Genomic DNA, 19,801 nt, shown 5'->3' with positions numbered 1-19,801 from the left:
AATATACAAACTATGGTGAATACGGTTACGGGAGAGTGAATGGTATGCCTATAGATCAAATGGGCTTAAATAACTTACTAGCTATTGTCAATCCCCAAAGTAATTTAACAGCGTTAAAAAACTATCGAGAAGGGTTACAACAGAAACTTGAGCAAAAACTACATAACAATACTACAGATACGATAGTAAACCATGACAGTAGTAATACGAATACTGATGATAAGCAAGTTATCGTCGAACTTCAAACAGTCGATAAGCAGATACAACAAACCATATATGAAGAAGAAACCCGGAAACTTGAGTTGGAAAGATTGAAAAGAGAAGAGAGCACGGCAAAAAATGCACGTGAACGAGGAAAAGCGCTGGCTAGGCATGAACGTGCTCTTGATAATGCCAGCATGAATAAACTATATTCTGCTATTTCTAACAACTCGCAGGTCCAGACTATGGCCGGGTTAGGAATGTCTTTTCCCTTTTGTCTGCCATCTTCGGAATCAAACAACAGCACCCACCCGCAATATAGCCTGGCAGGAAAAGTCGAAGAAACAGAACGAGACCTTAAAGAATCTACTGAATATGGTATAGCAGCAGCTGAAGTCGCCTGCCGCCGGAAAAATAACCAGTTAAAAGCTGACATCGAAGAAGCCGCCTGTAAAAATGCTAAAAAAGCAAAGAAAAAAACCGTGAATATAACTATATGAAGGGGAGTGTAAAATTAAGTGTGTAAGTTCGAAAGAACTTACACACTTAATTTTACACTCCCCCCTTATCCCGAAATTTGGGGCAAGGGTCGTCTTTTGTTTCGTACTCTTTGAGCTTTTCTCCGTCAAAACCACAAATTCTTCAGTGGCCTCCCTAAAAGGCCGGATATTGCTATAATTTATCTTAATGTAAACCGATTGTCTCGAGGATGCCAGCCCTCTTTGCCGATAAATATTTTTTCGCGGGGCATCTCCTCGCCGTCTTTATACAGATCAAATTTAACAACATCGCCGCCTCTGACTATAAAGCTAATTTCGTCAATACCGCGGCCGGTTAAGCGAAAGCGGATGGTATCACGTTGCCGGTCAACTCTAACGAAATCGCCGTTTTCCAGGTCTCTCTGCTCGATATCATGAAAACGTCCGTCAGTGCGAATAACACCTGTGAATACATGCTGACCGCGCAAGTTGGTGGACTTCAGATGAAATTCGTTTTTATCATTATGCCAAACAGATAAACTAGGGATATGCATCATTTGTCTTAGAGTTTGCTCAGGACGGCCTTCCGAGCGGTCACTCCAGGCAAAAGCAGTTCCTGAGACGGTAACAAAGAAGCAAGTAACCAAAACCAAAATAGATAGCCTTTTCAAGAAAATCATCTCCGTTAGCTGAATTTCATTCCACTATGTACAATAATTAATTAATAGGCGATGGTTTTACGGCTTCACTCCATTTTTCTTATTTATACCCCCTCGCTTTTCCTAGAATATAAATTTTAGTACCTTTTAGAATTATATCTGCCTAATTTTAGAATAATTTTAGAAGAGGTTACCTAAAATGAAATAACTTTCGCCCTCACCAACACAATTGGAATGGTAAGGGCGAAAGCTGGCATCCAAATCCAGAGTATTAACTTTACGTACTTCATCTTGCAAGAGACGGTTATTGTAAAAACACAGTTATTGACACTAGGGGATGTTCTCGTTTTTCTTTTTCCTTCAGTTTAGCATAAAAGAAGAAGGGAAGCAATAGAACCGTCCCTAAGCTTCCATTGAAGAATCCCCTATAAAGCAGACTTTTTTCATTGTCTACTCTATAGGGCACACTTTAGTCAGTTAACAATCAATGTCTCTACAAATCAGCTAAGCGCCACAGCTCAGTCTTTTCCCCTTGGCGGATAAGGGCTGCGCCACAGGCTGCCGGCCCACTACCATCAGTAAGCCCTACAACTTTTCCGACACCCCTTTGTGCCAAATACTCTGATAGGCTGATAAGAGTATTGTGATCAGGCACACTTTCGGTACAAACAGTCTGTAACCTAGCAGACAAATCAGTTACTTCCCTGTCGACGGCCATACCTGGCCCACCGGGAAAAGTCAGCAGACTCCACCCCTTAGTTAGGGGTTCGTTGCAACCTTCCGCCGAACAGGCTTCTTGGCCCGGATCACCCAGAACCCCGCCGGAAAAGCCGGCAATGCCGGGCACATGTAATGTACATCCGGCCAAAAAGGTCGCACCCGCTAGCGGTTGCAGGCGGTTAGCCAACAGACAGTCCAGCGTTATAGGATCGCAAGCCGAAGGAATAATCAACGACTGTAGTTGAAAACCCAGCGACAAAAATAACCTATAGGCCTGTTCATCAGGAATCCAGCCTACCAGTATATACGGGTAATCCTGACTGGTACGTCCGCCAAGCATCAACAAATCGGCTATTCGGTATATACGCATAATAAAACAACTACCACTTTCTAACTGCTAAATTTTAGCCCTATGACAGCTAAAATGACCGTCTGCTCCAAAGAGTACATGATTAAGCACAAAGGGCTTGATTACACCCTCCAAAGCAGCCGCTACCTCATCTGTACGGCCGGGTAGGGCAATAATATATACAGCTCCTTTTTTTATAACAACAGGCGTGGCAATAGCCGACATCGGCCCACAGGCCAAGATCATGGCAGCAGATATAGCCCGTTCCAGAGGAAGCAACCGATTGCCCGCAATTGTTTTTAAGGCTTCCCCCGTGTTATCTCGTTCCATCAGGCCCGTGCCGCCGTTGGTTACCACCAAATCAGCGGTCGCTAGCATTTGTGAGACATTGTCCGCGATAGCATCCACATCATCGGTACATACCCGATACTCCACATTTCCAAAAAAAGGCCCGAGAATTTCCTTAATCTTAGGTCCGCTCAAGTCTTCGCGTTTTCCCACAGGCACCGAGTCTGATATTGTCAAAATTGCCAGTTTCATCGAATATTACCTCCACTGGGATATTGGGCCAATACTGCATTAGATACTGTCTCAGCGATTACTGGCAAGTCCTGTCCTGCAACCATTGCGGTAAGCAAGGCTCTTCCGGCCGCAACCGCCTCAGTATAAGGACCGGGAACGTTGGCTACCAGACAATTTTTTCCCATACGGCCAACAACCAGGCGCGACCACAAATGTCCGTTAAAGCCGTAAATCTCTTTAACCACTTTCGCAGTAAGCATAGCATCAAGTGCTAGATGCGTCTCATCAACGGCCAAATCGGAATCATATTTCTTGCCGCCGCCTGACCCACCAATGACAATGATTAGGTCACAATTCTCATGCTGTTTTATTGTTTGACAAATAGCGTCACTATTATCAACAACGGGGGTAATTCGCTTAATACAGGCCTGTGGGAATTTTTCCAAAATAATCTCCATTAAGGCCGGGCTGTTGGTATCAAGCACCAACCCGGCATATACCTCATCCCCGGTTGGAACAATCACTATTTGATCTACAGCCATTACAATCCCACCCATTTCTCTTTTGGACAAACAGCCTGCGGTCTGTTTGCCAATTCGGTCGTCGAGATCTCCCGGGCCTTTTCAGCAGCCGCAATACAGGCCACATCAGATGCCGTCAGGCCTGGTATCAGGGAAATAGCTGTAATTAACCCTTGTTCATTGCGCAGAATAGCTTCCGGCTCCATCCCATACACATCCATTTTAATGGATTGGCTGCTAACACCAATTACGCGGACAGGACAGCCAATCTCCTTAGAAACAACTTGCTCCAAATCCACCGGCTTGATCCCCCGGACACTGATCCCAGTAATTTTTACAATGGTTTTATCAACATAGGCCACAATTTTATCTTCTGCATTGTCTGTCAACAGCTCCCCCCCCTTTTTTCTGATTTTCGCGTCAGCCTAAGCCTCAATCTCTATTTTTCTGAAATATTCTGTTGACTTAACCCGCTGGGGTTTTATTAACCCCGGAATTATTTCATCGGCGCGGGCTAAAATTTCTTCCCGGTTCAGCCGTAGCGATGCCTTAAGAAAGTGTTGCTTGGATAATCCAACACTTTCAAGTTCCAGCCAAGCACGGTCACTAATATTTTCTATAGCTATTTCACTGCCAAAGGCGTGCGCCACACAGAGCACAGCCGGTGCACAGCCAAGATGTTTTCCAGGAATCAATCCTTCTTCCAATACATCAAGAATATGCTTGGCCAGAACATCCTTAGGCGCAACAACACAAGGGATGTTGGCCTTAAGGGTTTGGGCATAGTCACCGCAGTCATGAGCCGTCTCACCGGCGGCAAACTGACGCGTCGGGAAAACCCGGCCAAACTTTTCGGCTACAGTCATACCAATGCCTACAGACATAACCCCGCCAGTAATGGCAAAGACCACATCCCCTTCATTCATTACCTGTACTTGTCCTAAGATGGGAAACAGCATTTCTTCCATGGTAACCGCATTCATTACCTCTGTTGCCGAATTATTATTAATTGCTTTCCCTGTCATGCAGACATTGTGGACAGGAATCAATTTTTTAGCCGGGTCAGGACCGCGGAATAACTTGCGCCCCGGGTACATGCGGGCTAATGGTTTAAGATGGGGTTCTTCTGCCAAGAGGGCTTCATCTACCTCAATTTCTTCCATGTGCAGTATGCCGAATTCCTTGTGAATCTTGCCGCCATCTGCCGCCGACATGGTAACAATGGCCCCTTCAACAATTACGCCATCGCTGGTCGTAGTAACAGCGTCAAGATCAAAGACATTGATGGCTACCGGCCCGCCAATGGCAGCAGCAATCCTATCCAGTGCTGCTTCTTCGGAAACCTCAGCCGCCGCTATCGCTTTTTTGTCAACAAGTGCCATACCAATTGGCGCACCGAATTTGGCACCCACACCTTTATCTAAATAACGGAACATTAATTTACCCATTTCGCACCTCTATTTACAAATTTAGCTTAATGGCAGCCAAGTAATGGACGCCGATCATCAATTTCCGTAAATCCCTCTAATTCCACTTCTTCAGTCGGATGGATGATATTAATGACTTCCATGATTGCTTTGGTGGGTTTACCCTCGGCGTCAAAGCCCTTAATCACCACCGTATGCATAGTTTCCGGAACACGCGGCAAGACAACAACTTCCACTCGCTGTGTGTCTTTCTGGGCGGTAACTTCTGATATAGCATCTTCAATCCGGCCGGTACGCAGGGACTGCATTTTTGCAGACTTAAGGTTTTCTACGCCCCGTAATTCAACCTCTTTATTGGGCGATTGTTCAATGGCCGCCGCCTGCATTTTCAGCTTGAACTCCGGCAGACTTGTATGCATGAGTCTCATCGTCTTCACTCCTTGTTATTATAAAACTTATCATTTTATGGCTTACCAGGGCAATGTTAATTCTCCATTACTAGTAAACACTTGCGTTACAGCCATTTCTTCAACAACGTATTCTGGCGGTACTTCCTTGATTAAAGCCGGTGAAATATACATTTTGCTGAGGGATATCGTGTTTTTGATAACCACAATCCGCGCACTTTCCCAATCGACCGGACGACCGCACGTTCTGAGTGCGACACTAATAGCTCGCTGATCGTCAGGCATTTTTACCGGTACAAACCCCCGCTCTAAAAAGCCTGAAGTAATGGTATTGATATACGTTATATTGAAATCCACTTTATTATACAGACGTTCAGTAATAACGTCTGCAATTCCCATGCCGATTCCGTTACCACCTGAGCCCTCGGTTAAATCCAAAGCCACGATCCGTTTTGGTGCCCCTGATTCAGCAGCTACGTCCTCAATGCGCATCCGTTTACTAACATTAGGGTCGATGCCAACACCGGAAATATTTTTCCCTATTTCTTGAATAACAAGTACATCCAAATGTTCAAAAGGAATTCTCGGCAGCAAATTCTTCGATTCTACCAGTAGTTCCGCATCCCGGGAAAAAAGATTATCGGCCCCTAACACTTCAACATGTGCTGTTTCATCAAATTTATTCTCAAGAATAGCAACTGCTGCTATAAGCGGTACTCTTTTCAGTACAGCAGCTGTCACTTGCGGAATGAGGTCTTTGAGCCCTTTGCTGCCATGGCGGTGGACAGCCTCGGCTTGTACCTGTTTGCCAATCCCAATCGTTAACATTTTAACTACACCGCTCTCATGCGTACCATGAAAGTCAGTATGCGCTTTTATTCTATTGACAGGCACAACACCGTCTAAGGCCACAGCGTTTCTGTCAGCATACACCGGCTGTCCGTTAACATCGCCCACCTGTTCCACTTCCATGCCGGAAACAATGGGTACCCCAAGATACTCTTCTGTAACTCCATATTCAGCCAAAACAGCCTTCTGACCTTCGGCGGTAGCCCCACCATGGCTACCCATGGCCGGCAATACAACTACCTCTGCCCCGGCGGCCTGCAGCAAACCGACAACACGTTTAATTATCTCCTTATAATTGGCAATCCCCCGGCTGCCTGCCAAAACACCAATTTTCTTGCCAACCAGTGATTTTCCCGCCGTTTGCTGTTTAAATCCATCGTCAATAAGGCGGAATATGTCAACAAATCCTAATTTTTTCGGTTGTTCCATGTCTTTGATAAAGTACAGTTGTTGTTTCATTTATAGACCGCCTCCAAACATATTATCTTTTATGACCTTGGCTTGCGTACCGGGTACTCTGTCAAAACACACCCTTTTGTCCTCATGTTGTGACCTCACCATAACTACCATAGTTAACAGAAGCCAAGACCATGCTCTCTGCCTCGGCTATCTGTAACTATACCCTACATACAGTCAGTCAAGATTAGTCTTGCCTGCCAGCCAATCTTTTATAGTTTTCCCGCCTTTCTTTGGCATCTTGCTCGGTTTTCTCAAACAAAGTCTCAGCCATATCCGGGAATTGTTGTTGCAAGGCTGAATAACGCACTTCGCCCAGCAAAAACTCTTTAAAGTTCATGGTTGGCTCTTTAGAATCAATCGCTAACGGATTTTTTCCAGCCTCTTTAAGTTGAGGATTGTAGCGATACATAGACCAATAACCGCAGTCGACGGCGCGTTTTGCCTCCAGTTGGCTGCAGCCCATGCCTACTTTCATTCCGTGATTGATGCACGGAGCATAGGCGATAATCAAGGATGGACCTGGATAAGCCTCGGCCTCGGCAATGGCTTTGAGGGTTTGATTCTTATCTGCCCCCATGGCAATTTGGGCCACATAGACATAACCATAACTCATGGCCATCATGCCAAGGTCTTTTTTCTTGGTCTTTTTGCCACTAGCCGCGAATTTGGCAATAGCCGCTGCCGGTGTAGCTTTGGAAGACTGTCCGCCAGTATTGGAGTAGACTTCGGTATCAAATACCAGCACATTGACATCTTCACCTGATGCCAGCACATGGTCCAAACCGCCAAAACCAATATCATAGGCCCAGCCGTCGCCGCCAAAAATCCACTGGGAGCGTTTAACCAGGAAGTCTTTGTTGTTATAGATTTCATTGAGCAGCGCATCTGTGCCTTTAACTTGTTTTAACAGCGTAATCAATTTATCTGCCCGTTCTCTTGTGCCTTCACCGTTATCTTTATTGGTGAGCCACAGTTCACACGCGGCTTTAAATTCGGTTCCCAAATCCAATTTAGCCGCCTTTTCAATCGCCAGGGCTATTTGTTTTCTGAGCTGTTTGCCAGCCATCATCATCCCTAAGCCAAATTCGGCATTATCTTCAAATAAGGAATTTCCCCAGGCCGGGCCATGGCCGCGGTGGTTAGTAGTATACGGCATGGAGGGAACGCTGCCAGCCCAAACGGAGGAACAGCCGGTGGCATTGGCTACCATCATCCGGTCACCGAATAATTGGGTTACTAGCTTGGCATACGGTGTTTCGCCGCAACCGCCGCAGGCACCGGAGAATTCTAAGAGCGGCTGTTCGAACTGGCTGCCTTTTACAGTGAAGGGGTTCATCGGATTGGCTTTCGGCAGAACGGTCATAGCATAATCCCAAACAGGTGCTTGTGCCAGCTGTGTTGCCAGCGGTTTCATGGCCAGCGCCTTTTCTTTTGCCGGACAAACCTGGGCACAGTTGCCGCAGCCGGTGCAATCATAAGGCGAAATAGCCATCGTAAAATACAGGTCTTTCTGGCCATTGCAAGGTTTTGCACTAAATCCTGCGGGGGCCTGTTGCTTTTCTGCCTCGGTCACGAGTACCGGTCTGATCGCAGCATGCGGACAGACATAGGAACACTGGTTACATTGGATGCATTGTTCGGCCTGCCACTCGGGCACATCGATAGCAACACCGCGTTTTTCATAGGCAGCCGTTCCCATGGGGTATGAACCGTCTTCTAAACCAATAAAGGCACTGACCGGTAGTTTATCGCCTTCCTGCCTGTTCATCGGGATTAAGACATTTTTAATAAATGCCGGGATTTCTTTGTTGCTGGTTGCAGCTTCTTCAGGCGCTTGCCAGGAGGCAGGAATATTGACCTTAACCGTGGCGTTGATCCCCTGATCCACGGCCGCATTGTTCATGGCAACCACTTTTTCGCCTTTTTTACCATAGGATTTTTGAATGGCGTCTTTTAAGTACTTTATGGCGTCTGCTTCCGGAATAATGTCGGCAATCTTGAAAAAGGCCGCTTGCATGATCATGTTGATCCTGCCGCCGAGACCAATTTCCTGGGCTATTTTCACGGCATCAATAATGTACATTTGAATATTATTGGCAGCAAGATACTTTTTCATTACAGCCGGCAGATTTTGCTCCAGTTCGGCTTCACTCCAGCGGCAATTTAAGAGGAAGCTGCCGCCTTGTTTCAACCCTTCCAAAACATTGTAGTTATATACATAGGACTGATTGTGGCAGGCGATAAAATCAGCTTTATTAATAAGATACGGTGATTTTATCGGCTGTTTACCAAACCGCAAATGGGAAATGGTAACACCGCCGGATTTTTTGGCATCATAGGCAAAATAAGCCTGCGCATACATGTCGGTATGATCACCAATAATCTTAATGGTATTCTTATTGGCTCCGACTGTTCCATCTGAACCAATCCCCCAGAATTTACAGGCTTTTGTGCCGGCGGCGGTGGTGTCAATATCATCACCAAACGGCAGGGACGTATGATTTACATCATCAATTATGCCGACAGTAAAGTTGTCTTTAGGCGTGTCGGCTTTAAGATTTGCAAATACACCGTGAATATGGCTGGGAATTACATCTTTGCCGCCAACACCACAGCGCCCGCCAACGATGACAGGTTGCCACTCTTTGCCGTAAAACGCGTTTTTAACATCCAGATAGAGCGGTTCAGCCAGCGAACCCATTTCTTTGGTTCTGTCAAGTACGGCAATTTTTTTCACAGTGGTGGGTATGTATTTAAAGAAGTGTTCCAGCGAAAACGGCCGATAGAGATGGACTGTCAGCACGCCTACTTTTTCACCCTGAGCATTCAGATAATCCACTACTTCTTCAATGGCTTCACACATCGAGCCCATGGCAATAATCATGCGTTCGGCATCAGGAGCACCATGATAGTTGAACAAATGGTATTCTCTGCCGGTCAGTTTGCTGATTTCAGCCATATAGCCTTCGACAATGGCCGGGATGTCTTGATGAAAGCAGTTCGCTACTTCTCTTTGCTGGAAATGGACATCAATGCCTTGCACTGTGCCTTTGGTCAGGGGATGATCGGGATTGAGCGCCCGTTTTCTGAAGACATCGATAGCATCCCGATCTAAGAGTTTATCCAATTCGTCGTATTCCAGAACTTCAATTTTTTGCACTTCGTGTGAGGTTCTAAAACCATCAAAGAAATTAAGGAAAGGCACCCGGCCTTTAATAGCCGACAAATGCGCTACAGCCGCCAAGTCCATGACTTGCTGGACACTGCTTTCGGCCAGCAAGGCAAAACCGGTTTGTCTTGTAGCCATAACGTCAGAATGATCGCCAAAAATACTGATGGCATTGGCGCCAATGATTCTTGCGCTGACATGGAATACGCCAGGCAATAGTTCACCGGCTATTTTATACATATTAGGGATCATCAGCAGCAGCCCCTGAGAAGCTGTATAGGTAGTCGTCAATGCTCCAGCTTGCAGCGAACCGTGAACCGCGCCGGCCGCCCCGCCCTCTGACTGCATTTCTACAACCTCAACTGTCTGCCCAAATAGGTTCTTTTTACCTTGGGCTGCCCATTCATCGACACTTTCTGCCATATTGGATGACGGCGTAATGGGAAAGATCGCTGCAACATCGGTAAATGCATAAGATATATATGCTGCGGCTGTATTTCCGTCCATTGTTTTCATTTTTCTAGTAGTGTTATTCATAATGCCTCTTCTCCCCTATTAATTGAAATCAATTTTCGCTTTTCTATATAACTCAATATGGTTCAGTCGAATAGCGCCTACATCACATTCGCCTCCATGCTATTTTTATTATTCTTGCTACTGATGCTTTATTGCAATATCTATGCCAAACTCTCTTTACTTAAACTATGTTGTTGCTGCTAACCTAAAAAGCCCGAATTTGCAAGAATAGTCATTTAACAAATGCCATCTAACTTTGTTTCAGCGGCTAAAAATTTTGAATTGTCTTTTATATGCAACATTTTTTTGTCGCCCATAAACTACTTGTCGCTATAAAAAGACAATCCCACAACTATCGTTGTGGGTGACATACTTTATGCTATGGCACTTTGTCTTACGGAAATCCTGCAGCATACTTTTAATGCTATCGCTATGCATAGCCTACCTCCTAAACTACTTCGTTGGGTATCATCATCGTACTTTGGTTTGAATCTTTGGCTACTGTCCCAAGATAGATCCGAAGAACATTAGCAATATCAAGATTCATAGTGCCGGCACCGTAGGCTACCTGCTCAGCCCGGAAATTTGGCGGCATCGGACCAAAGTTTTCCCCTAAGGTCGTAGTAATAGCTGCACCGGTAGGTGTAACTAACTCGCCTGTAACAGCAGTAGCATAAAAAGGAACTCCTTTTAGCAACTCAGCTGTAGCCGGTGCAGGTATAGGCATCCGGCCATGACTGCACTTCACAAAGCCACTGCCAACATGCAGTGAAGATACATATACCGTTTCGATTTGAAAGTATTCCATACCGATCATTGCACCGACAATGTCCACAATGGCATCAACTGCACCGACTTCATGAAAGTGGATTTTTTCCAAATCAGTACCATGCACTTTTGCCTCAGCTGCCGCCAGCCGATTAAAGATGTCCTTGGCACCTTGTTTTACCTTTTCCGAAAAAGTGCTTTCATTAATAATTTTAGTAATATCTTTGAGTTTTCGGGACGGCTGAAACCATTTCGTCACGACCACATCGATATGATAGGCACTAATCCCCTGTTTGCTGACCTTACTTACCTTCAGCTTATACCCAGAAACGGCCAGTTTACTGAGCTCTTGTTTTAAGTATTCTAAAGGCATTCCTGCATCCAGGAACGCACCTAAGAGCATGTTGCCGCTAATGCCGGAAAAACAGTCTAGATAGATTGCTCGCATGATTCACCTCGTTAGTTTCTATAATTGTTAGTTTAATGCGGAGATTTGAATGAGAGTGTATTTACTATTGCATGATAAGTTGCAATATTTATGCCAAATAATGATTTAACCAAATATTTTCTGCTATAACTACTGCTCTTCAGACCTATCTTCTCCTATTTTTTTATATAAAACTGAACGGTGTATTCCTAGTCTTTGGGCAGCCGCAGTAACTTTACCTGCACATTCATCTAGTGCAACCTTTATAAAGCTTTTTTCAAAAACTCTTATTGCATCCCTAAGTTTGCCTTTATAGTTAATACCCGGAATATGGTTGAATGTTTCTGTTGTTATTTCTTGAGCATTGTCTTCCTGTTTAGTTTTTATACAATTTAATCCACCCATGAAATTGAAATTTGTCTTAGATAAAATGATCATTCTCTCAATTTCATTTCTTAATTCACGTATATTTCCAGGCCAGCTATATGACTTAAGTTTATTTATTAATTCATCGGCTAACATTAACTCACATTCATATTTTTTGTTAAATTCATCCACGAAATTTCTTGCAAATTCAATTATATCTTTAGGTCTTTGCCTAAGAGGAGGTATTGTTATTGGAATTACGTTTAAGCGGTAATATAAATCCTCCCTAAAAAGCTTTTTCTCTACCATGTTTTTTAAATCCCTATTTGTTGCCGCAATAACTTTTACATCAACGAAAATACGTTGGCTACTTCCAACTCGTTTTATTTCTCCCGATTCTAACACTCGTAATAACTTTGCTTGAAGATGTAATGGCAAGTCCCCGATTTCATCTAAAAAAAGTGTTCCTTTGTCAGCCATTTCAAATATTCCAGCCTTACCATCTTTATTGGCACCTGTAAAAGCTCCTTTTTCATACCCAAAAAATTCGGCTTCCATCAGTTCGCCGGGAATGGCTCCACAATTGATAGGAATAAAAACCTCACTATGTCTGTTGCAATTCCGATGGATAAAATTAGCCATGACATCCTTGCCAGTTCCACTTTCACCATAAATTAATATCGTACTTTCCGTTCTTGCAATTTTCTTCACATCATTGTAAAGATTCTTCATCTTTTCATCAGCTAGTATAATTGATTTATGCTTATTATTAGCTTCTTGTAAATAGGTTAACTTCTGCTTAATATTCCGATTTTTCTTCTTTTCATTTTCAATTTGCTTCATCAAAACTTTCATGAAATTTCCATCATAACTATAAGCAGCCGCTACAAGAAGATCGCCATTTTCAGTAAGAACAGGCATACCCACACTGTCCAACTCTACTCCAGATGCAGTTTTCAGACATCCTATGGCAGTTTCCTTTGTCTCAAAAGCCTCGACACAAACAGACCTATTTATAATACCTTGATCAACAAGGTCATGGATTTTCATATTTCTTGCTTCTTCACTAGTTAGGTTATAAAGGTTGCGGGCATACTCATTCATAAATATGATTCTGCCATCGCTATCAGCGATTACAATATTGCCCTGATAACAATCTAATCCCATTTTAAGTTTTTCAAAATCACCATTTAATTCCTGCTTAATGTCCATATCTACCCTCCCTTGCAGCGGCATTTTTTGTTTAAATTTATTTAACCCTTCTATATATTTCAATAACCATAGCAGTCATTCCTTTTAAGCATTATTTGACAATTATTATCTTTTGTGTGATTTTTCATATAAACTCAATGGAACCAAGACGGATCAATTTGGATAAATAACGATGAGTTTTGGGGAGATTCCCCAGAAAAAATCTTATATGAATCACATGGTAACATGCCGGGAGGAGCCTATTATGGAGACACTTCCGAGGCCGTTTTCAATAGAAATATCATTATAGCGGCTTACAATTACGCTGTTTCACATAAATTAATAACATATTATTAATCGCCTTGAAGAACAGAAAAAAATAAAAAAAATAGCTACTGCAGCACCAATGCGACAGTAGCTATTTTTTCTTTAGTAATCGTTTATGCACCCCTGACAAAGTATCACACACGATGAGTGCTGCCAAGATTATTCTATATGCAGCAAATATGGCAAAGTTATTTGTTTGGAGATATTTAAGCAATAAGCTAATACACAAAAGTCCTACTATCGCAGCACAGCCCTGTATTTTTGATAATCACATTAACGGTTTCATGGTTAGGGCTGGGTGTTGCTTTTCTTCCAGAAAAGGTAAGATTTCATCTTCAGTAATGCCAACAGTTTCATCAGCAATCTTATCAACAAAATCGGCTCCCAAACCGGCAGCTACCGCAGCATCAACCAGATCTTGTCCGAGGTATACTTTAAGGTCTTTTGGCATCCAGACAATACGGCCCAAGCCGCCATCAGCAGAGATAAACTTGGAACTGGTAAGATACGTACGACCAATACCCATGAACCCAGGGGTTTGCACACCACCGCCGCAAGTTCCGGCCAGCGTTGAGAAGGTCATGCCGCAAGGAGTATCACCAGAATGCTCACGGGTAGTAATCATTACACCGTTACACAACGGTAGTATCGCCAGAATGGCTTCAAAACATCCGCAAGAGGTCATCGGACGATCCATCAGAGTATAGAGATTAACCTCTTCTAATGTGCGGTTAGAGGAATTGTATACGAATTCGTTCATATTCTGCCACATGCCCTTAGCTTCATCAAGGCACTCGCCTTTAGGAATCGGCTGGTTTGGTCCAGTGGGGGTAATCTCGTTAGATGCTTTGGCATCAAGCCAGCTTACAGCACCACACAAGCCAACCCGCTGCGGGGTAACAATACATACATGATTAGGCGCAAACGACTGACAGAGCAAACAAGAGTAGAAGACATCAACCGACTCGTCAGTAAGACCTTTCAGGCGGGCATCGCGCGCCTTATATTTCTCACGGGCGATCTTGATTTTTTCTTCAATAATATCTTTATCAGTAACGATTGTAACCTGCACACGGTCAACAATGGCCGGATAATCCGACTTATACTTAGCAATAAGAATCTCGCCAAAGTCCCTAATTTTGAAGCCAGCAGCTTTAGCGCCTTTGCTGATACGAACCCAGCACATATCACGCTGTGCTACGTGCCACAAACCTTCACCGTAGTTGAGGTTGTAGTGAACGCGGCGCTCAAGCACGCCCTCAAAATCATCTTGCATCTTACGACCATAGATGTCAATCATGAAGCCAATCGGAAAAATACTACCTTCAGGCATTTCGTCAATGTCTGGTCCGATAACTTCGATTTTACCATCTTCAACTTCGTCAGAAGACATCATGCGGACAAGTTCAAAGCTGGTGGAACGGCCACCGCCGAACTCAACATAGGCGTCTTTCTTACGGATGGTCTCGCCTTCGAAAGCAGGACCAATAGTGATAGGTACAGGAATGTCAACGATTTTGAGCTTAATGCCGCGGAGTTCAAGCGCCAACTTGACAATTTTATCATAGTCAGGCTGAGCTTCCAGAAGTCCGGGAATCTGAAGTTCTGACGGCAAATCCTGGTCAGTAACGATTGGGAAACCAAAAAACAATGCCCCTGCACCGATAGCTATAGTAACAGCGTCGAGTTCGCCCAATGCAATGACGAAGGCAGGCACACGGCGTTTTTGATAGTCAAGCATTTGTTCACGCGCTCCACTAGGAACACCACCGAACGCCAAGCCCGCACGAGTAGCAAAGTTGACCGCATGAATAATCTGGGTAAAATTCCCCAATGGGAAGGTAATATAATCAACTCCGACTTTGATATCTTCTGCAATGCATTGTTCAATTATATCATTGACTAGCATTACCATAATACCTTTGGCTTGCAGGTCTTTAACCAGCTTGGCGCCATCCTTGGCGTCTTTGGCTTTGCCGGTGACAACAGCAACTCCAGGAATTGTTCCGTCAACCAGCGGTACACCAAATTTACGCAAAACCGGGTCAGATAAAAAGCCAGTGTAAGGAGGTTCATCAGGTTTTGTGCCGGTAACATAACGCAAAGCTTCAATAATTTCCCCCGCATACAATGTTGCTTCACCTGATAGCAAAGCATTACCTAACTCCGGCTCAGGACGTAGGTTATTCTCTTTAATTCTCTGTAAGACAGGTACAAGATCTCCCAGAGTCAAGACTTCTTCACCGCCCAAGGCGGTAATGATCGGCAGCTTGTACGCTGTGTCAGGATATTTAACTAGGGTTTCAGCCCCATGCTTTTCAATGGCTTCGTTGAGAAGTTTTTCGGCAACACTTACAGCCGTAGTGGCTCCTTGGTAAGCCAGTTCACAAATTTGCTTCGACATTTGTAGTCCCCCTTCATAGAGTACGTCTTATTCACCTAATATTGACATTTTAATCAATCTCAATCCTGAAAAGCTTAGGAACTGTCAATAAAAGTCCGGCTGCTTGCAACAATTTGTTATATATGCTTTACAGCGCCTTTCCCTACTTATAAAATAACAGAGAAATAGCAAGCCGGATGTCATCTAGCCGACATCCGGCAAAAAAAATCCCATTTTTTCAATAATTATGATTACCCGCCTCGCTACTCACTATCATCGCGCGCACGTTCAGTAATAATCGCAAAATCATGAATAATCAACTTATCCTTTCCCATAGTAATTATTCCTTCCTTTTGCAGATTATTAAAAAACATATTCACCGTCTGTCTTGTACTACCGACCATTGTACCTATTTGTTGATGAGTTAATCCTAATTGGACTTGAATAGCAGACTCTCCGTGACGATTTGCCGAAAGAGCAAGACTATAAATAAAATGATAAAGTCTCTTATTCACTTCTTTAAATACTAAACTTTCGATAATATTCATTGAATTTCTCAGGGAATCACCCAATACTGAAATCACATTCATAGCAAACAGTGGAACTTCTACTAACAACTTACGGAAAGACTCAACAGGAATAAGTAACACTTCACTATCTGCCAGCGCCTGTCCCAAAGCACGCGTATGCCCACTATAAACATCACCGGCTTGCAATAGTGTAAGGGTAAACTCTTTACCGTTAGGATAACTCAAGTACACACGAATTTTACCGGACACAAGCAAATAGATATAATCTGCATGTTCACCAGAACCAAAAACTTCTTCTTTCTTTCTATATTTCCGCGTAAGACAATGGCTAAAGTACTTGGCTACGATTGCTTCCGGCAATTGACTGAATAAAGGTAACCCGTGGAAATCCCCTAATCTCTTCAATATCCGCACCTCGTTATTCCAGAAATTCCCTGCTACTTTGATAAGCTAAATATCCTGTTTATAACATAGCATATAGATACACAATTACCTGTCAGCTAACCGACATTGTTTCACAAATCGTCAGCATTTCCGCCTCAGGCATGTTAAGAGACTGAAAACAGGCATAAACAAGTTATTTATTTTACATTTTCGACACCGAGTTTGCGACATGAGAATTCACTTCTCATTATTAGCCTCCCGCTACAAAATAATACCCCTCAACCCCGCATTCTGCAAGGGATGAGGCCATTTGACACTATTAGTTTTCTCCACTAAAATAACTATCAATAGCCCCTGACAATAAATAACTATCATCTTCGATTACTTCACTTTTGTATCTATCTTGAAATAAGTGACAAGACCGTTTGTATTTCCAATTATACCAATAAACATAGCTTACTCCTATTCGTTTCATTATACTTTCCAACGACTCGTTATTCACTTTTATAATAAGTTGAACATGATATACTTAACGCTATCTTCATCATCCTCAAATATAATTTGTCTGTTTATTCCTCGTAGCATTATATGATATATTCCGCTATTACTTTTCTTCCGGGCAGTTCGCGGCATTTTACTCACCTACTTTAACTCCGTATTTATAATGCTTGGCATATCGAAAAAATAAGACCGGGATAAACCCGGTTAAAGGTGGTTACTTGATTATTAGCTTCATCCTTGGTATAGTACGTTCAGGCCAAATATAGCCAATTATTTTATATTCATTAACTGACTGGTAATTAACCATTTTTTGCTGTACTTGATTATGTTCAAGTGTATCAAATCGGATACCAGTATCATTGATGTCGCGGACAATACCGACTATTATTTTGTTTGATTGGTCAAAAAGGACGATTGATCCTAATTTGACGTCTGTAACGGAAGTCTTAACGTTCCATCCGTTCTGGCGAGCCTGATCCATCCATGTTTCAAGTGATCCACTCCAATCAATTCCCGGAGCAGGAGCAAGCTTATCAAACTCTTTAGCAACAAATCCCTCGGAGGATGATTCCGTAAAACCCTTATACAAAGGGTCATCACCGCAGTCTTTTCAAGCAAAAGAGGTCGTTGGAATAAAACTAAAAAATACAGCAGTAATAACGAGTGCAAAAATAACCTTCTTCATACAAACCTCCCGTAAAAATAGCTTAAAAAGATAATTATGAGATAACTATAGACAAAATGGTATTTAAAAGCAATACTATTCCAGTCGCCCTCTCAATTGAGAGGAAACACGGGGAGGGAAACACTTTTTTTGCTTGATAGAGTTGCCAAAAGAGAAGCATCCCTACTGTCCACTTATGGTTTAGGGTTTGCCGTTAACTAGCTGGTCTTTGCCTCCCCGCCGCCTGAATAACAAAAATTCCTCTAATACCTCCCCAAATCTCTGGATAGTGCCGGTTGTGTCTTTTCCCTCTTTATCCAGCCGATCAAGTTCTTCAGATAGTTCCCAAATTTCATTATATAGCTCAGTTTCTTGTTTCTTACAATCCAGGTATCTGATATTCATAAATCAGTTAACCCACCCTCCTTATTTTATCTGGAGGCTTCTATGCCCTCCTGTAATCACCCATGAATGGGAATTTTACAGGAGGAAATTAAAAAGGATCACATATGCAGGATTATTTCTACCCTACACATGCGATCCTAATCGATTTTTGCAACAGTATCAAGCTACAGGAAACAACCCAAATAACAGAACCCGTCAGCGTGTCCTGCCAAACCTGTATCAAGATATGATACCATCGAATATTGCATGCAGTCGCACAGCCATCTGCCTTTCGCACCAATCATTACACTTCAATTGTCAAAACTTGTAATTCAGCTAACAACCGGGTATAATAAGATTGTCGTCGTGGACAGTTCGCTGTTACGTGTAGGTGTTACCGCACCTGCTCGTGCCTATAGGTGCTCCAACACCTATGGGACACGGCGACTTTACTTTTTAATTTCCACCTATTACTAATATTAGTACTCTTTTACATAAATTGCAAGGGCATAAAGGTAAAAAGATTGGTTTTTTTATTAAGAAACTTACACCATCCCTTGACGCTGATACTGTCATTTCAGATAAGTCAATTTTTCTAATAAAGCAAGCCTGACACCCAAAGTTCTAAAAGATGGAAAATAAAAAAAAGCCCACCAGGACGAACCCGGCAGGCGGAAATAATACTAGTTCTTCCCACAACACTTTTTATACTTTAGATCGCTCCCACAAGGACATTTCTCGTTTCGTCCTACTTTCTCACCTGCATAACTACTATTACTAGCTGCAGGCATATGGTAATTGGTTGTGCTTTGAATATTTTGCTGATATATGTGATTAATTACTTGTTCTGGTTGTACTTTCTGCTTAGGTTCATGAGTCATAATATTAAATAGTATAGTTATCGTGGCTAATAGAACATTAATATAAGCACATAGCTCCGTTGCGTTTTTGGGGAGGTAATTTGAAATAGCCGATAACGACGGTACTTCTGTTGAAATTTCATTAGCTACCTGTTCCTGCGTTAACTTACTGCTTCGTGCTTTTTCCAGTATTCTGGCTAATGATTGCAATTCCTTAATAGTTCTATTTGGACCTTGCAACAGTTCAATTGTGTTTCCAATAAAATTATAAACCCCATCAGGAACATGGCCCATTCCACCGCACGAAGGGCAAGGTCCTGACGAGCACCCCGATAAGGATATATTAAAAGAATTTTCGCAGTAAATCCCCGAAGAAAAAACAGTACCGCAAGTGTCGCAAAAAGCAGGAACCATTGGCATTTTACATCTCTCCCAGCAATAAAAGTGTCATAATTATATTTATATATTAATTTGTGAATTCCTGCCACAATAACAAAAAAGGCCATCCATCAATAAGATGGATGGCCCCAAAACCTAACCTTTATTTACAAACGCCTGATACCAATAAATAGTCACGAACATGCAAAGCAGCATGAACGCATCACTATTAAATGCTGCTATAGCTATACCACTAGTTGGGGAGAAGCAACGGGACGCTCATTCTGCTTCTCATTGCAGGAACGCACGGAAAGACATCGGTAAGGAGATGTTCCTTGACCCGGTAATTAGCTAAACAAA

The 19,801-nt window shown here is 43.0% G+C and carries 17 protein-coding genes and 1 pseudogene; 1 reads left to right on the top strand and 17 read right to left on the bottom strand.

Features of this window, described 5'->3' with window-relative positions; genetic code table 11:
• The first annotated feature begins 44 nt into the window (after positions 1 to 44).
• Positions 45 to 701: a hypothetical protein gene (locus SALPA_RS15065; RefSeq protein WP_145095599.1), complete on the top strand. Its 657-nt coding sequence runs from the start codon at positions 45 to 47 to the stop codon at positions 699 to 701.
• Between the two features lie 179 nt (positions 702 to 880).
• On the opposite strand, the gene SALPA_RS15060 is transcribed toward SALPA_RS15065, so the two are convergent.
• From SALPA_RS15060 to SALPA_RS30425, 17 genes and pseudogenes are all read right to left on the bottom strand, one after another.
• Complete coding sequence (locus SALPA_RS15060) at positions 881 to 1,360, bottom strand: hypothetical protein (RefSeq protein ID WP_255451213.1); 480 nt, start codon at positions 1,358 to 1,360, stop codon at positions 881 to 883.
• A gap of 472 nt (positions 1,361 to 1,832) precedes the next feature.
• Entirely contained in the window at positions 1,833 to 2,429 is a 597-nt protein-coding gene (locus SALPA_RS15055) for a hypothetical protein (protein ID WP_145095593.1), read from the bottom strand.
• A 27-nt stretch (positions 2,430 to 2,456) separates the two neighbouring features.
• A complete protein-coding gene (locus tag SALPA_RS15050; protein WP_145095590.1) occupies positions 2,457 to 2,948 on the bottom strand; it encodes a molybdenum cofactor biosynthesis protein B in 492 nt (163 codons plus the stop codon).
• Positions 2,945 to 3,472 (bottom strand): molybdopterin-binding protein, encoded by a 528-nt coding sequence (locus SALPA_RS15045; protein WP_145095587.1) that lies wholly within the window; start codon positions 3,470 to 3,472, stop codon positions 2,945 to 2,947. Before SALPA_RS15045 ends, SALPA_RS15050 begins: the two co-directional genes overlap by 4 nt.
• Complete coding sequence (locus SALPA_RS15040; protein WP_145095584.1) at positions 3,472 to 3,840, bottom strand: hypothetical protein; 369 nt, start codon at positions 3,838 to 3,840, stop codon at positions 3,472 to 3,474. Before SALPA_RS15040 ends, SALPA_RS15045 begins: the two co-directional genes overlap by 1 nt.
• A 36-nt stretch (positions 3,841 to 3,876) precedes the next feature.
• Positions 3,877 to 4,899 carry a hypothetical protein gene (locus SALPA_RS15035; RefSeq protein WP_145095581.1) on the bottom strand — a complete coding sequence of 341 codons (1,023 nt, stop codon included), beginning with the start codon at positions 4,897 to 4,899 and terminating at the stop codon, positions 3,877 to 3,879.
• Positions 4,900 to 4,925: 26 nt separating this feature from the next.
• On the bottom strand, positions 4,926 to 5,306 hold the full coding sequence (locus tag SALPA_RS15030; protein WP_145095578.1) for a hypothetical protein: 381 nt from the start codon (positions 5,304 to 5,306) through the stop codon (positions 4,926 to 4,928).
• A gap of 42 nt (positions 5,307 to 5,348) precedes the next feature.
• Positions 5,349 to 6,593, bottom strand: coding sequence for a DUF2088 domain-containing protein (locus SALPA_RS15025; RefSeq protein WP_145095575.1), 1,245 nt, complete (start codon positions 6,591 to 6,593; stop codon positions 5,349 to 5,351).
• 184 nt (positions 6,594 to 6,777) lie between these two features.
• Positions 6,778 to 10,299 carry a pyruvate:ferredoxin (flavodoxin) oxidoreductase gene (nifJ, locus tag SALPA_RS15020; protein ID WP_145095572.1) on the bottom strand — a complete coding sequence of 1,174 codons (3,522 nt, stop codon included), beginning with the start codon at positions 10,297 to 10,299 and terminating at the stop codon, positions 6,778 to 6,780.
• Positions 10,300 to 10,726: 427 nt separating this feature from the next.
• Positions 10,727 to 11,494 carry a nickel pincer cofactor biosynthesis protein LarC gene (gene larC, locus SALPA_RS15015; protein ID WP_145095569.1) on the bottom strand — a complete coding sequence of 256 codons (768 nt, stop codon included), beginning with the start codon at positions 11,492 to 11,494 and terminating at the stop codon, positions 10,727 to 10,729.
• Between the two features lie 129 nt (positions 11,495 to 11,623).
• Positions 11,624 to 13,051 (bottom strand): sigma-54-dependent Fis family transcriptional regulator, encoded by a 1,428-nt coding sequence (locus SALPA_RS15010; protein WP_186451079.1) that lies wholly within the window; start codon positions 13,049 to 13,051, stop codon positions 11,624 to 11,626.
• Positions 13,052 to 13,625: 574 nt separating this feature from the next.
• Positions 13,626 to 15,761 (bottom strand): acetyl-CoA decarbonylase/synthase complex subunit alpha/beta, encoded by a 2,136-nt coding sequence (acsB, locus tag SALPA_RS15000; protein WP_145095564.1) that lies wholly within the window; start codon positions 15,759 to 15,761, stop codon positions 13,626 to 13,628.
• 242 nt (positions 15,762 to 16,003) lie between these two features.
• Positions 16,004 to 16,684, bottom strand: coding sequence for a Crp/Fnr family transcriptional regulator (locus SALPA_RS14995; protein WP_370516709.1), 681 nt, complete (start codon positions 16,682 to 16,684; stop codon positions 16,004 to 16,006).
• Between the two features lie 328 nt (positions 16,685 to 17,012).
• Positions 17,013 to 17,287 (bottom strand): annotated as a pseudogene (locus tag SALPA_RS33260) (transposase); the annotation flags it as partial.
• An 82-nt stretch (positions 17,288 to 17,369) separates the two neighbouring features.
• On the bottom strand, positions 17,370 to 17,744 hold the full coding sequence (locus SALPA_RS14990; RefSeq protein WP_145095558.1) for a hypothetical protein: 375 nt from the start codon (positions 17,742 to 17,744) through the stop codon (positions 17,370 to 17,372).
• A 276-nt stretch (positions 17,745 to 18,020) separates the two neighbouring features.
• Positions 18,021 to 18,224 (bottom strand): hypothetical protein, encoded by a 204-nt coding sequence (locus tag SALPA_RS14985; RefSeq protein WP_145095555.1) that lies wholly within the window; start codon positions 18,222 to 18,224, stop codon positions 18,021 to 18,023.
• A 662-nt stretch (positions 18,225 to 18,886) separates the two neighbouring features.
• Entirely contained in the window at positions 18,887 to 19,483 is a 597-nt protein-coding gene (locus SALPA_RS30425) for an SEC-C metal-binding domain-containing protein (RefSeq protein WP_222427995.1), read from the bottom strand.
• Between the last annotated feature and the right edge of the window lie 318 nt (positions 19,484 to 19,801).

Source organism: Sporomusa sp. KB1 (assembly GCF_007830295.1).
Lineage (GTDB): Bacteria > Bacillota > Negativicutes > Sporomusales > Sporomusaceae > Sporomusa.
This window is presented reverse-complemented; position numbering and strand designations above follow the sequence as displayed.